The following is a 14,760-nucleotide window of genomic DNA, read 5'->3' as shown; positions in this document are numbered from 1 at the left end:
AACTACTCCCCAATAAGATGGACCTCGCGGACCAATTCGACGCCTGTTTTATCTCTTACCGTTTGCCAAACATGATTAATTAGTTGCTCAATGTCTTTTGCCGTGGCATCACAGTCCTGGTTAATAATGAAATTTGCATGTTTTGTAGATACTTGCGCGCCGCCGATTTTAAAGCCTTTTAGGCCGCAGGATTCAATCAATTTTGCTGCAAAATTACCGGGTGGATTACGAAATACCGAACCACAATTATGCTCACTCGTCGGTTGTGTATCCGATCGTTGTTTTAGAAGCTCTTTGATCCGATTAAGTGATATTTCTTTATCGCCAATATTCAATGAGCACCAGGCTGCAATAAACCATTCTTCTTCATGGCCATTCACTTGCCGATATTGAATCTCATAGTCATTAGCCGGGCGTTTATGCAATTCACCCTGACGATTAATGGTCTCAACTTCTGTGACATAATTCCAGGTTTCATGGCCATAGCAGCCAGCGTTCATTTTCAAAGCGCCTCCCATGGTTCCCGGGATACCTGCCCAAAATTCGCCGCCTTGTAAATTGTTTCGAGCACAAAAGCGAGCCATAGACGCACAACTTACACCGGCTTCAACCCGAACGACATTGGCAGAAACCATCGCCATATCTTTCAAGGCACCTTGGGTAACGATAACTGTCCCTCTAATCCCACTGTCACTGATAAGCGAATTGGAACCTAAGCCTAACCAATGAATTGGCTCATCGGCTGGTAATGTTGTTAAGAAATGACATAAATCTTCCAAATCAGCCGGTTTATAGAGTGTGTCTGCAGGACCACCTACACGCCAAGTCGTGTATTTTGCAAGGGGTTGATGATGAAATAATTCACCTCTTAATTGAGAGACCAGTGCCGGTTGGTTCATGATATTGGCTCCTGGGTATTTTGCACAAGTTTATTGGCCATCGTACCAATACTGCCAGCGCCTTGCATTAATAAAATATTATCGTTTTGGACAATTTTATCGAGTGTGGCTAATAAAGTCTGTTCATTTGCCAAATAAGCATGTTTACCTTTCTCATGTAATTTTTGGGCAATGGCGGCTGAGTTTGCTCCTTCAATGGGGGGTTCCCCAGCTGGATACACATCTAATAACACGAGCTCATCTGCCAAACTTAACGCATCAACAAAGGCATCAAATAAGGCTTTCGTTCGCGTATACCGATGTGGCTGAAAAACATGAATTAATTTAGTATCGGGCCATACATGGCGCAATGCATCAATGGTCGAACTAATTTCTTGGGGGTGGTGGCCATAATCGTCGATAATTTTAGCTGTTCCATGCTCGAATAGTTTATCACCGAGTTGTTGGAAGCGCCGTCCTACCCCTTGGAATTTTCTAAGACCTTCAATGATGTCGGTATCGCTGACACCCAGATCGGTGGCGACGGCTATAGCGGCTAATGCATTTAATACATTATGGCGGCCTGGTAAATTATATTCGATGTGTAGTGGCGCATGGGGAATTGGTCTGAAAACGGTGAATTGGCTAGATAGACCTTTTTGCACCCATTCGACGGCATGATAATGGGCATTTTTGTTAAAGCCATAGGTTATAATAGGTCGCTCAATTCTTGGCATCACGTCCATAACACCTGGGTCATCGAGACATAAAATAGCTAAGCCATAAAAGGGAAGATGGTGTAAAAACTCTAAGAAGGTATCTTTAAGTTTGTCGACATTGTCCTCATAGGTCCCCATATGATCCGCATCGATGTTAGTGACCACGGCTGTCATTGGTTTTAAAAACAAAAAGGAAGCATCGGATTCATCCGCTTCAGCGACAAAATAAGTTGATTTACCGAGCTGCGCATTCGAACCCGAGCTATTTAGCCGGCCACCAATAACATAACTCGGATCCAGACCACCTTCTGCCAATACACTGCTGACTAAACTGGTGGTAGTCGTTTTTCCATGAGTGCCCGCAATCGCGATACCATGTCGAAATCTCATGAGTTCTGCCAGCATTTTTGCCCGCGGTATAATCGGAATTTGTTTTTGCTTTGCAGCCAGGATCTCAGGATTATCATCCCGAATGGCGGTCGAGCGCACCACCACATCTGCTTTGTCAATTAAACTAGCATGATGGCCGATGGTTATTTCAATCCCCAACGATTGAAGATATTGAGTCGTTTTGCTTTCGCTTGCATCAGATCCCGTGATGCAATACCCTTCATTATGCAATACCTCGGCAATGCCGCACATGCCCGAGCCACCGATGCCAATGAAATGAATGTTTTCAACGCGACCCATCCTTGGTGTCATAAAGTTGTTAATATTTTTCACCGCGTTCCCCTTGCCTGATTGGTCCGCTGCCAAATGGAGGCAATTTTTCTAATTATTTCGCAAAAAAATGACCTTAAAATCGGACATTCAATCGGGACGTTCCCTCGTGAAAGCGCATCCCTAAAATCATTTTCTCCTTGCCCCAGCAGTATTGCGAAAATCCCGTATATTACTGCATTGCAGCAGACACTTTGTTCTCGTAATCGATTCTCAACAAACAAGCAATCATGATACAATTTATTATTAAACTTGCCCCACCATAACTCAGTAAAGGCAAGGTCAGTCCCTTGGTTGGCAATAAACCAGCATTGACGCCCATGTTGATAAAGCTCTGTAACGCTAACCAAAAGGTTAACCCATAAGCGACATATGCTGCAAATAAGCGTTGTTGTCGATACGCGTTATTTGCAATTTTGATGCCTCTCATAATCAGTATACAATACAATATCACAACTAGCATAACGCCTGCGAATCCAAGCTCTTCAGCTAGTACAGCAAATAGAAAATCTGTATGAGATTCGGGAAGATAGAATAGTTTTTGAACGCTATCGCCGAGTCCCACGCCCCAAATTCCCCCTCGCCCAAATGCAATTAATGCTTGGGTTAGCTGATAACCTGTATTAAATTGATCGGCCCAGGGATCCAAAAAAGCAGTTAAACGCGCAACGCGATAAGGCGATGAAAGGGCAATCATTGTCAGGGCGAAGGCAACAACAATCAAGAAAAGTGTGTAATAGCGAAATTTTACGCCAGCGATAAATAACATACTCATCACAGTAAAACTGATGACCACAGTAGCACCAAAATCGGGCTCCCTTAATAGAAGTAGGGATACAATGCCGAGCACAATCATGGGATTGATAAAGCCTGATAGTTGGGAGGTGACCTTGTCTTTTTGTCGCACCAAATAACTGGCCATATACACGACCATCGTTAGTTTAGCTATTTCAGAAACTTGTATGCCAATTGGGCCAAAAGCAAGCCAGCGACGTGAGCCATTGACGACTTTACCAATGCCAGGGATAAGGACGATGAGCAATAAAAATAAACAAGTGAATAATGCCGGCACGCTATAGCGCTGCCAAATAGAGGAATCAATATGCAATATTACTTTTGCGACAACCAACCCAATACTCAGGAACAATAATTGCCTTATTAGGTAAAAAAAAGGTTGGTGATATTGGGATGTGGAGACCATGATAGCACTTGAACATACCATGATAAGCCCTAGTAAGATTAAGGTAACAGCAACCCCTAGTAGCCAATTATCTAACTGAGATAATGCTGGGCCTGAAAACGGGTGTTTCTGGTATGCCAACCCTATCATTTTAATGCCTCGACCAATTCATTAAAGACTTCACCGCGATGGTTAAAGTCTTTAAAGCCATCGAAGCTTGCACAAGCGGGTGAGAATAAGACACAGTCTCCTGGTTTGGCAATTTCAAAAGCGTGTCGTAGCGATTCTTTCAACCCACTGGTTGCCGTTACTTGAGTATGGTTTTTTAGGGCTTCAACTAACAATGGACCATCTTGCCCATAAATGAATGCTGCTTTGACATACTGCTTGACGCAGGGCTGTAATAAAGAAAAATCCGCCCCTTTTCCTTGCCCTCCTGCAATAAGAATGAGTTTCCCTGGTATGGTAGAACCGATCCCTTGGATGGCAGACTGTGTTGCTCCCACGTTGGTTCCCTTTGAATCATTGATATAGTCAACCTGGTTAATCGTTGCCACCCATTGCGTCCGATAGGGCAAGCCTTGGTAGGTTGATAAAACCTTTGTGATTGCTTCGATAGAGATATTCATCCGATGCGCTAAAGCTGAAGCAGCCAGTGCATTTTGCCAGAAATGTTGTCCTTTCAGTTTGAGTGATGAGGTTGACAGGATTTTTTTTGCACCATAGCAAAGATAAGGTTGGTCATCCAGGTAATCTATTCCCCATTGATTGGCATTAGGCTTGTCTAATCCAAAGCTTGTTGATTCAACATTTTCGGGGGGGTAGGTATTAGTGTCTTGACGATTATAAACAGCAAATTGCGCCTGTTTGTAAATTTTTTGTTTTGACTCAATATAATTTGCAAACGTTCCATGCCTGTCGAGGTGATCGGGGGTGATATTTAAAATAGTGGTAGCAGATGGTTTAAGATGTTTACTCAAATCGAGTTGGAAACTGGATAATTCCAAAACCCATAACGCATTAGAGGGAGCAGTTTCCAGTTGATCAAGAACGGGCAAACCAATGTTGCCTGCAACCACAACGGGATGTTGGTCAGTTTTTGCCATTAAGCCAACAAGCTCGGTGACGGTGGATTTTCCATTGGTACCTGTAATTGCTACCACTTGCGCATCACCGATTTCAGCGGCTAAACAATCGATATCATTACTAAGTGGTATCTTTGTTTTGAGGGCTTGTGTCATGACGGGGTGTCGAAAATCGACGCCCGGACTAACATAGATTTTTTCAATATTCGCCCAAATTGATTCAGGCAAAAGACCACAATAAAGTGCAGCATCGGGGAATAATTTTTCAATGGCTGCTTTTTGCGGGGGCTCAGAGCGCGTATCAAAGAAAACAAAACGTTGATTGTGACGAGCTAACCAGCGCCCGATTGATTCACCTGTTTTTCCAATACCAATAACTAATTGAAGACGGTTTTGCATGGCATTTCTCTCAACGTAATTTCAGAGTTGCGAGTCCAAAAAGGACGAAAAAGACAGTAAGAATCCAAAATCGAACAATCACTTTTGGTTCAGGCCATCCCATTAATTCAAAATGGTGATGTAATGGCGCCATTCGGAATAGTCGTTTTCCACCGGTGGCTTTGAAGTAGCCCACTTGTAAAATGACGGACAATGTCTCAATAACAAATAAACCGCCCATAATCATTAATACCAGCTCTTGGCGAATCACCACCGCAATCATCCCTAATGCCGCGCCAAGCGATAACGACCCGACATCACCCATAAATACTTGGGCTGGATAGCTGTTGAACCATAAAAAACCTAAACCAGCTCCCACCATGGCAGAGCAAAATATGGTTAGCTCGCCAGTGCGAGGCACAAACGGCATTGCTAAATAATGGGCATAAATAGCATTGGAGGAGGCATAAGCAAATATCCCAAGAGCACCGCCAACCATGATAACGGGGACGATAGCCAAGCCATCAAGACCATCGGTCAAATTGACGGCATTACTGCTACCGACAACGACGAAATAACCGAATATGGGAAAGAAAATGCCTAAGTCAATTAGCCATGATTTAAAAAATGGGATAGTTAATTGAGTATGAACAGGCAAAATCGCTTGGCTGTATAGCCACACCAAAGCGATAAGTGCCACGACTGATTGCCAAAAATATTTCCAGCGACCCGGTAACCCCTTACTATTTTTTTGTACCACCTTGCGATAATCATCTACCCAGCCAATTAAAGCAAACCCTAGCATGACTAGTAAAACCAACCATAACGCTGGTTGGCTTAGATCACCCCATAACAACACACTCATCGTGATACCAAAGATAATAAGAACGCCACCCATCGTCGGAGTGCCTTTCTTACTAAAGTGTGATTGAGGACCGTCATCCCGAATCATTTGGCCTATCTGAACCTGTTTAAGCCATTTTATTAATATAGGGCCAAAGATAATTGTTAGCAGCAAAGCGGTGAAAGCGGCTAATATTGAACGAAAGGTCAGGTATTGAAATACCCTAAGAGCATGGTATTGACCTTGAAAATATTGGGTTAACCAATAGAGCATTTTTTAGATTCCTTATGTATCTTTCGTGTTAACTCGACGCATCTGCGTGTAGTTCTTTTTCTTTTAACGCATCAACAACCCTTTCCATTCGGGCACTGCGCGAACCTTTAATCAATAGGGTTACATCAGAAGCCAATAAGCCTCTGACATGATCAATCAGGCTGCCAATATCGTTGAAATGAAAAGCATTGTCACCAAATGATTCGCTGGTGTGAGACGATAAATTTCCAAGGGTAATGACCATGTCGATATGATTTTGTTTTGCTAAATTTCCAATTTGTTGATGATGTTCGATTCCCCAAGAGCCTAGCTCAGCCATGTCACCCATGATTAATATGCGTTTACCAGGGTATTGCGCCAGAGCTTCAATGGCACGTTGTGTGGAATTTAGATTGGCATTATAGCTATCATCAATGATACAACTTTCTTTTTGTCCTTTCATGCGTTGAAAGCGACCTTTTACGCCCTTAAATTGATTGAGGCCTGTGACAATATTGTCGATGGGTATATTAAGAGCAAATAAACAACTGGCGGCAGCTAACGCATTGGCAACCAAGTGGCGGCCAGGTACTTGCAAATGGATATCAGCCGTTATTTGAGAAGGAAAGTGTACTTGGAAATGGGCACAGTTGTATTGATCCATGATAATATTGTCTGCATAAACATCGGCTGTGTGGGTCATGGAAAATCGAATAACGGATTTATCCTTGATGATGTCATCCCAGAAATGGTTGTAATTATCATCATCATTGATAACGGCAATCCCTTCTTTTTTCAGACCACTGTAAATTTCGCCCTTGGCTTTTGCAACCCCATCAATGCTACCAAAGCCCTCAATATGTGCTGGGCCGATATTATTTATTAAAGCAACATCCGGTTGGGCAATTTTCACCGTTTGAGCAATTTCACCAAGGTGATTTGCACCAAGTTCGAAGGCAGCATAACGATGTTCGGGTCTCAGGCGAAGGACACTGAGTGGAACGCCTATATGGTTATTCAAATTCCCAGTAGTTGCGAGCGCGGGTTTGGGTAACGCGGTGTAGATCATCTCTTTCACAGTTGTCTTACCATTACTACCCGTTAGGGCGACAGTTGGGCATTTGACTTGTTGACGATGCGCTATTGCCATGGTGGTTAATGCTACTAGCGGATCGTTTACCACAAACTGAGGGATAGTTACATCCGGATCTTGTTTGTCAGTGATTGCTGCAATGGCGCCTTGCTGGGCTGCCGCACTAATAAAGTTATGCCCTTGGTATGTTTCGCCAGATAAGGCGACAAAAACATCGCCTGGTTTAACAAGCCTGCTATCAGACACGATTTGATTAACGGTTAAATCGAGGTCACATTGCTGACTTAACCAAAGGGCTATCTGCGCTAGTTTCATTATTCCAATCTACCTTTGGTTATGTCGCTGAGGCGGTTTCAGTGGAGGCATTCGTCATGGGATGGCTCATTGGTTTTTGCGTCTCATCCAACAAAGTTGCATCTAAAAGTTGACACAATCGCTTGGCGGTTTGTAGCAGAATAGCTTGCGCATCTTTATTAGAAGACTCATCTGCCTTTGGTTCAATAAACAAGCACAAGCCTCTGGTAGTAAAAGCATGCATTTTATTTAAATCAAACTGGCCTGTTTCACTCGTTGCTGCGACAGTAAATACGGATTCAGTAATCCCATTTTGTTGTTGGTAATAATGGAAAAAATTGCCTTCCCCAAACCGTAATTTGGCAGCAAGCAAACTTTGAAGTAAGTCATATCCTTGAAAATGCGGTTGCTTGTTAGGAACAAGGAAATAGAGTTGGTGGGGGTTATCCGATTTTCTCATTTTTGAGGTGGGTTCTTCCTTATGGAATTTATCCATTGAAACAACGGTTTCTGGGGGAGTAATTTTCCGGATTGCAATGATATCATCTCGTTCGATAATATCTTTAGGGTGGTTTGATGTTGTATCAGCAATATCCGAAGAGGGTTGTTTTCTTAAAATGCGAAAAATCGCATAGATAACCCCACCTAGTAGTAATAGATTAAAGGCCAAGCTTATATTCGCTTGCATGATGTCTCCAGTGAAAGATTTTTAGGTAATATTTTACAGTATCTAATTGGCAGAAACCATTTGTCAAGCTCACTTCGCGCTCAATTCGATGGCTTCTGCAACGTCTACTGCGACCAATCTCGAAACTCCCGGTTCACGCATGGTGACTCCAATCAAATGTTTAGCAAGCGTCATGGTAACCTTATTGTGTGTAATTATTAAAAATTGGACTTGGTCAGACATTTGCTTGACTAATTGACAAAACCGACCGACATTCGCATCATCTAACGGCGCATCGACCTCATCGAGTAAACAAAAAGGGGATGGGTTTAATTGGAAAAGAGCAAATACCAGCGCAACGGCGGTAAGGGCCTTTTCACCTCCTGAGAGAAGCTGTATGGTCGTGTTTCGCTTTCCAGGAGGTTGTGCCATCACCATGACACCACTTTCAAGCCAGTCATCTCCTTCAAGGGTTAATGATGCTTTGCCCCCGCCAAAAACCGTTGGGAACAGATGTTGAAAGGTTTTGTTGACTTGTTCGAACGTTTCATTGAATCGTGTTTTGGTTTCTTGGTCAATTTTATTGATGGCTTGGTTAAGTGATTCGATAGCTGACTCTAGATCGACTTGTTGGGCATCTAATGCTTGCTTACGAGCTATTTCTTCATCGAGCTCGGCTTTTGCTGCCAGATTGACGCCACCAAGTAGTTGGAGACGATTTTCATTATGGCTAAGCAGTTGGTTTAAATGCTCAATCGTGTCCGTTTCTGTTAAATGCGTTATCGCCTCTTCAATGGTAATAGCGTATTGATCCAATTGATTTTGTGCTTCTTCTAAACGGATAGTGGCTTCTTGTTTTTGTAATTGGGCTGCCTGGAACAAATGTTCAACGTCATTCGCTTGTTGAAGCAATGAATCGGCCTGCTGTAAGTATGAGCTTATTGTTTGCTTTTGTTGCTCAATATCAGCTTGTAGCTGATCCAAAAGCAACTTATTGCTTTTTTGTTCCGTTTTTAAGTCATCAATATTTGCTTTATCATCCGATTCCTGTTTATTTCCAAGGTCGGCCAACGAATCATTTAATTGTGTCAGCCTTGCCGCTAACTTTTCTTGTTGAGATTGCCAATAGGTTAATTGCTGCTTACTGTTTTGTTCAGTTTGTTGCAATTGCTTTTGCATTAACTGGTGTTGTTGCAACTGTTGGTGGTAATGCATGACCGTTTCTTTTTTTAATTTGACGGTTTCAGCTTGAGAGCTGAGATGTTCGAATTGATTCAATTGAAGCGCAAGATCGCTTTGTTGGGTTTGAGTACTTTCCAATTGCTTTTCAAGTAAGAGTCGCTCTGAGACAATTGACTCAATCTCTGTGTGATATTGCAAGCTTAGCTCATTTAACCGGATTTTCTCCATTTCAGCTTGCTTTTGTTGGCGTTGGCAAAGCGTGAGTTCAGTTTGGGTTTTTTGTTGTTCTTGACGCTGCTGACTAAGCGCTGCTTGCGTTGCTTTAATGGAATGGCCAATCTCTTGGAGATTATTTTCACTTTCTAGATGCTTTTGTTGATAAAGGCTTATTTGATTTGACAAGTCTTCAAGCGATTGATTAAGACGTTTTTGGTCTTGAACGAGTGCGAGTAAGTTGACAGACGCTTCATTATCTGCCGGCATGCACTGAAGCCAGGTCTTTCCTAACCAATAACCATCTTTAGTCAGAATGGATGCATCGTTTGCTAAAGAATCGATTTTTGCATACGCTTCTTCAATTGACTCAGCTAAATAAATAGTGCTGAGTTTGAGGTTTGTATCGGGAATCGGGCCATCGATGACGTCGGCTAATGTTTGACCTTGGACTGATTTTTTAGGCGGATTTGATTGGCATAAGACTAATCCACTTTGTGAAAGTTGTGCTTTATGGGAGAGAAGATCCTGGGTATTTTCCACTAAATAGCCATGAAGGAGAAAAGATGCTATCCATTGAAATCCAGCCTGCCATTCTTCGGCGACAGTAATTGTCTGAAAAACGGGCGTTTGTTGTTGTAGGAAAGAGGGGATTGACTGCTCTTTCTTCCCACTATTTGCCTCGATTGACGCATCAACGATCGTTTTTTGGCGTAAGAGGTGTTGATAATCAGCCTCAAGGTCTTTGATGGTTTTTTTAATCGTTTGCAATGATTGCTGGTGGCCTCGCTCGTCAGTTATATGAGATTGTATATCAGTTTCAAGCGCTTCAATCGATTTTTCATAGTGGTGCAGAGTTTTTTCTAGCTGCTGCGCCTGGTTTTGGCAATGTTCAATTGTCTTTGTTAACTCCTGACTGTCCGTGTTTTCTACCTGGATCATCCACTGTTGCTGCTTGTCATTTAGCTGATCGATTTTAAGCTGGGTTAATTGTTGGCTATGGTTTAGTGTTTGTTGCTGACTTATTAATTGCTGGTAAGCTTGTGTTTGTTCTTGTTGTTGGTGTTCTAGATGGTTTAAATCGGCTAACGCCTGTTCATATGTTTGGTTCATTTCAACGAGCAATTTTTCTGTTTGCTCTAACTGTTGTTGGCAACTATTTAATTGGGATTGCTCATCCGTTGTCGTTTGTGCAATTTGCTGCGCGTCTTGTTGCGCTTGATGTATTTGGCTGGTAATCGCTTGTTGCTCTTTTTCGCGCATCAAGGCATGTTCTTCGATGCGTGCTAATTTGCTTTGTTGCTCATAATAAGCTTGTTGTTTTTGGTTAAAAAGGTGCTGCTGATCTTGGAGAGATGCTTGTGCCTTAGTTGCCTCATTAATAAACGACGCACGCTGTTGTTTGAGGTCGGTAATCTTTCGCGTCAGTTCTTCAAGTTGTTGTTGATACAATGTGCGTTGTGTATGATGATGTTGCCATTTATAGGCAGAAATTTTTATGCGACAGTGGGTTGCTTCTTGTTTTAATTGGAGATATTTTTCTGCGGTTTTCGCTTGTTTTTGTAAACGCTGGACTTGCTTGTCTAATTCTTGACTGATGTCATGAATCCGAGCAAGGTTGGCTTTCGTATGTTCGATACGTTGGAGGGTTTCTCGCCGTCTTTCTTTGTATTTTGAGATGCCTGCGGCTTCCTCTAAATAGGAACGTAGGGTTAAGGGCTTTGCTTCAATAAGTTGCGAGATGGTCCCTTGACTAATAATGGAATAGCCTCGTGAACCAGCGCCAGTCCCAAGAAAAATATCAATGATATCGCGTTTTCGGCAGCGTTTGCCATTGAGGTAGTAGGCGGAATCGCCATCTCGATTGACCGTTCGTTTAATGGCAATTTCTTGGTATTGATTAAATTGTCCCCCAATCTTACCCAGCTGATTATCAAATCGTAATTCAACCGATGCTTGGCCAACCGCACGACGTGTGCTTGCCCCATTAAATATGACATCTGTCATCGCATCGCCACGTAAATTTTTGGCAGAGCTTTCGCCTAAAACCCACCGTACGGCATCAATGATATTGGATTTTCCACACCCATTTGGACCAACAATAGCAATTAATTGGCTGGGAAGATGAATTGTGACAGGGTCCACAAATGATTTGAACCCTGATATTTTCATTTGCTTGAGTTGCATTTTATATATTGATGCGGAAAAAAACGCTATTTTAGCGCATTCATCTGCTAAAATGTAGCATGATGATATATGCTATTTTTTGTTATTCCGATTCGATGTTAAATTTCACTGATTTGAGGCCATAGTGACTGATTACTATTGTTTTCGAAAAGAATCACCCACTCAAACCAATTTGGCAACATTTCTGAGTCAAATAGGCTGGACAGCTACTCGTATTCCTAGGCGTGCAAAGGTGAGTGATGCCTGGTTAGATTTCCCGATAGCAATCAGTGAAACCTTAGAATACAAACATCGATTGGCTAAATTCTGCCAACAACACGGTTTGTCAGACCTGATTCCATTAACCTATTGTTTAGACGAGGACAATTGGCAGACGATTTTGGGTCTTGTTGACAAGGAATCTTGGGGACGCTTTATTCTTAAACCCGCTTTATTAAATAATGGGCAAAATATACATATTTTTGAAAACCCTGAGACATTATATGATTACTATGTTAGCAGAAAACGGTTGGGTGGACCGCATGTTTTACAACGATACATTGAGCCTCCCCATTTGATTCAGGGGCCCACGCATGGCCATAAATACAGTATTCGCCAACTGATGGTGTTATCCACGCATGCGGGATGTGGCATTTTTCCTAATGGTTACTTGAATATTGCGCTTAGACCTTATGCGGATGTAACACAGGATCTTTCGGTTCACTTAACCAATGAGCATTTAAGTGATGAACGCATCAATGTCGTACAGCGATTAAGTAGCGAAATGGTGATTTACCAGCCTTTTGAAGATCCCATTATCCACGCTTGTCAGCGGCTAAGTGATGCACTAAGGCATTCTTTTCAAGAACACTTTCAGGATGAAAAGCCTCGGATTGGATGTTTTGGGGTGGATTTTATGGTCGATGCAAACGAAACACTATGGCTTTTAGAAATCAATCACGGCCCGTGTTTCCCAGTCGACGCAGCACACCCTCTGTATGAAAAACTTTATACCCCATTTTGGCAAGCGGTGATTAATCAATTTATTGTGGGCAAACCAAGCCGTTTTATCGCGATATAGACTATTGTCAGCATTGGCGGAGAAACGTGTTTTTATCCCTCCTTTTGGAGCCCGTATTAGGTGACGCCCTAATACGGGCTTTTTTATTTGGTGATATCAAAGAATGTAACGGGCAAGATCCTCATCTTCAACCAGCTGCCCCAGGTTCTTATTAACATAGTCCGCATCGACAGTGAAACTGGAGCCAGATTTATCCGTGGCATCAAAGGAAATGGTTTCCAATAGCCGCTCCATGACAGTATATAGTCGTCGTGCGCCAATGTTTTCAGTGCGCTCATTAACTTGCCATGCCACCTCAGCGATTCTTCGTATACCATTTTCAGCATATTTAATGGTAACGCCTTCCGTTGCTAATAACGCAGCGTATTGCTTCGTCAAAGAAGCGTTTGGCTCTGTTAATATTCGTACAAAGTCATCAACGGACAGTGCACCTAGCTCGACGCGAATGGGTAATCGGCCTTGCAATTCAGCGATAAGGTCTGATGGCTTGGCAACGTGAAATGCGCCGGAAGCAATAAAAAGGATATGATCGGATTTAATCATGCCATATTTAGTGGATACGGTTGAACCCTCCACTAAAGGCAATAAATCCCGCTGAACGCCTTCTCGGGAGACATCGGCACCACCATGTTCGGCTCGTTTAGCAACTTTATCGATCTCATCTATGAAGACGATCCCATTTTGTTCGACATTTTCAATTGCTTGAACTTTGATGTCATCTTCGTTAATTAATTTTGCTGCTTCTTCTTCTTTTAATTGTTGCATGGCCTTTTTGATAGTCACGCGTCTGGTTTTTGTTTTACCCGAACCGACTTGTTGGAACATGGATTGAAGCTGGCTGGCCATGTCTTCCATGCCGGGAGGGGTCATGATTTCGATGCCAAAGTTGGAAGCAGACATATCAATTTCAATTTCCGTATCATCGAGAGACCCTTCTCTTAACTGCTTTCTAAATGCTTGCCGTGTTGTATTCGCATTTTTTTCGGCAGCATTAACGCTGCTGGCCGTTGGTAATAGCGCGTCTAATACCCGATCTTCAGCGGCATCAAGGGCTTTATTTTCTACCTTTTTCATCGCTTCTTCGCGGCCTTGTTTGACAGCCACATCGGCTAGATCGCGAATAATGCTTTCCACATCCCTTCCGACGTACCCAACTTCGGTGAATTTTGTGGCTTCGACTTTGATGAAAGGGGCTTTCGCTAATTTGGCCAATCGTCGGGCTATTTCAGTTTTACCAACACCTGTTGGGCCTATCATCAGAATGTTTTTGGGCATAATTTCAGAACGCAAGGCATGATCTTCAATTTGCATACGGCGCCAGCGATTTCTTAAAGCAATGGCAACAGCACGTTTTGCGTCATCCTGGCCGATAATGTATCGGTCTAATTCTTGTACGATTTCTCTGGGTGTCATTGTTTCGTTAATTGCACTCATTATCAAGCTCTTCTATGGTTAAATTGTTGTTTGTATAGATACAAATATTTCCGGCGATGATTAATGCCTTTTCGACAATCTTGCGGGCAGGCAATTTGGTGTTATCTAACAAGGCACGCGCGGCAGATTGTGCGTAGGGGCCTCCGGAGCCAATCGCAATTAAGCCTTCTTCCGGCTCGATAACGTCCCCATTTCCGGTTATGATCAGCGAGGCTTTTGTATCGGCGACGGCTAATAAGGCTTCTAATCGCCTTAAGGCCTTATCTGTCCGCCAATCTTTCGCTAACTCAACAGCTGCTCGAACGAGATTACCTTGATATGTTTCAAGCTTTGCTTCGAATCGCTCGAATAAGGTAAATGCATCAGCGGTGCCACCGGCAAACCCGGCAATGACTTTATCTTTATATAAGCGTCGCACTTTGCGGGCGTTACCTTTCATGATAGTATTTCCTAAGGTAACCTGCCCGTCGCCTCCTATGACAACCTTATCCCCGCGTCTTACTGATAGAATGGTTGTGCCTCGATATTGTTCCAAAATAATTCCTCACAGCAAATAAATCTAGCAGATGGGGGT

Annotated in this window: 11 protein-coding genes; 1 reads left to right on the top strand and 10 read right to left on the bottom strand. The window is 42.8% G+C overall.

The window, feature by feature from the left end:
- Window positions 1-2: 2 nt before the first annotated feature.
- From murB to smc, 8 genes are all read right to left on the bottom strand, one after another.
- Entirely contained in the window at window positions 3-899 is an 897-nt protein-coding gene (murB, locus tag AB3348_RS05095) for a UDP-N-acetylmuramate dehydrogenase (protein WP_367606483.1), read from the bottom strand.
- Entirely contained in the window at window positions 896-2,287 is a 1,392-nt protein-coding gene (murC, locus tag AB3348_RS05090; protein ID WP_367606541.1) for a UDP-N-acetylmuramate--L-alanine ligase, read from the bottom strand. The genes murB and murC overlap by 4 nt, the downstream gene beginning before the upstream one ends.
- A 202-nt stretch (window positions 2,288-2,489) precedes the next feature.
- Window positions 2,490-3,647 (bottom strand): putative lipid II flippase FtsW, encoded by a 1,158-nt coding sequence (gene ftsW / locus AB3348_RS05085; protein ID WP_367606482.1) that lies wholly within the window; start codon window positions 3,645-3,647, stop codon window positions 2,490-2,492.
- A complete protein-coding gene (gene murD / locus AB3348_RS05080) occupies window positions 3,644-4,981 on the bottom strand; it encodes a UDP-N-acetylmuramoyl-L-alanine--D-glutamate ligase (protein ID WP_367606481.1) in 1,338 nt (445 codons plus the stop codon). Before murD ends, ftsW begins: the two co-directional genes overlap by 4 nt.
- Before the next feature lie 10 nt (window positions 4,982-4,991).
- Window positions 4,992-6,077, bottom strand: coding sequence for a phospho-N-acetylmuramoyl-pentapeptide-transferase (gene mraY, locus AB3348_RS05075; protein ID WP_367606480.1), 1,086 nt, complete (start codon window positions 6,075-6,077; stop codon window positions 4,992-4,994).
- A 28-nt stretch (window positions 6,078-6,105) separates the two neighbouring features.
- Window positions 6,106-7,464: a UDP-N-acetylmuramoyl-tripeptide--D-alanyl-D-alanine ligase gene (gene murF / locus AB3348_RS05070; RefSeq protein ID WP_367606479.1), complete on the bottom strand. Its 1,359-nt coding sequence runs from the start codon at window positions 7,462-7,464 to the stop codon at window positions 6,106-6,108.
- A 19-nt stretch (window positions 7,465-7,483) separates the two neighbouring features.
- On the bottom strand, window positions 7,484-8,131 hold the full coding sequence (locus AB3348_RS05065) for a cell division protein ZipA C-terminal FtsZ-binding domain-containing protein (RefSeq protein ID WP_367606478.1): 648 nt from the start codon (window positions 8,129-8,131) through the stop codon (window positions 7,484-7,486).
- A 69-nt stretch (window positions 8,132-8,200) separates the two neighbouring features.
- The gene (gene smc / locus AB3348_RS05060) at window positions 8,201-11,692 is read right to left on the bottom strand and encodes a chromosome segregation protein SMC (RefSeq protein WP_367606477.1); all 3,492 of its coding nucleotides are present in this window, start codon (window positions 11,690-11,692) and stop codon (window positions 8,201-8,203) included.
- A 124-nt stretch (window positions 11,693-11,816) separates the two neighbouring features.
- Here smc and AB3348_RS05055 point away from each other — a divergent pair, with 124 nt between their 5' ends.
- Window positions 11,817-12,752 (top strand): tubulin-tyrosine ligase, encoded by a 936-nt coding sequence (locus AB3348_RS05055; RefSeq protein ID WP_367606476.1) that lies wholly within the window; start codon window positions 11,817-11,819, stop codon window positions 12,750-12,752.
- A gap of 96 nt (window positions 12,753-12,848) precedes the next feature.
- Here the strand turns inward: AB3348_RS05055 and hslU are convergent, their stop codons facing one another.
- Entirely contained in the window at window positions 12,849-14,186 is a 1,338-nt protein-coding gene (gene hslU, locus AB3348_RS05050) for an ATP-dependent protease ATPase subunit HslU (protein WP_367606475.1), read from the bottom strand.
- Window positions 14,173-14,721 carry an ATP-dependent protease subunit HslV gene (gene hslV / locus AB3348_RS05045; RefSeq protein WP_367606474.1) on the bottom strand — a complete coding sequence of 183 codons (549 nt, stop codon included), beginning with the start codon at window positions 14,719-14,721 and terminating at the stop codon, window positions 14,173-14,175. The genes hslU and hslV overlap by 14 nt, the downstream gene beginning before the upstream one ends.
- Window positions 14,722-14,760: the final 39 nt, after the last annotated feature.

Source organism: Legionella sp. W05-934-2, assembly GCF_964199965.1.
Taxonomy (GTDB): Bacteria; Pseudomonadota; Gammaproteobacteria; order Legionellales; family Legionellaceae; genus JAFIFT01.
Note: the sequence above shows the minus strand (reverse complement) of the source record. Positions and strands in the feature narration are given on the sequence as shown.

Bases quoted from the DNA above. Each gene is read 5' to 3' on its own strand.
- smc (WP_367606477.1), bottom strand. From the start codon at position 11,692: ATGCAACTCAAGCAAATGAAAATATCAGGGTTCAAATCATTTGTGGAC.
- murF (WP_367606479.1), bottom strand. From the start codon at position 7,464: ATGAAACTAGCGCAGATAGCCCTTTGGTTAAGTCAGCAATGTGACCTC.
- ftsW (WP_367606482.1), bottom strand. From the start codon at position 3,647: ATGATAGGGTTGGCATACCAGAAACACCCGTTTTCAGGCCCAGCATTA.
- mraY (WP_367606480.1), bottom strand. From the start codon at position 6,077: ATGCTCTATTGGTTAACCCAATATTTTCAAGGTCAATACCATGCTCTT.
- murC (WP_367606541.1), bottom strand. From the start codon at position 2,287: ATGGGTCGCGTTGAAAACATTCATTTCATTGGCATCGGTGGCTCGGGC.
- AB3348_RS05065 (WP_367606478.1), bottom strand. From the start codon at position 8,131: ATGCAAGCGAATATAAGCTTGGCCTTTAATCTATTACTACTAGGTGGG.
- murB (WP_367606483.1), bottom strand. From the start codon at position 899: ATGAACCAACCGGCACTGGTCTCTCAATTAAGAGGTGAATTATTTCAT.
- hslU (WP_367606475.1), bottom strand. From the start codon at position 14,186: ATGAGTGCAATTAACGAAACAATGACACCCAGAGAAATCGTACAAGAA.
- murD (WP_367606481.1), bottom strand. From the start codon at position 4,981: ATGCAAAACCGTCTTCAATTAGTTATTGGTATTGGAAAAACAGGTGAA.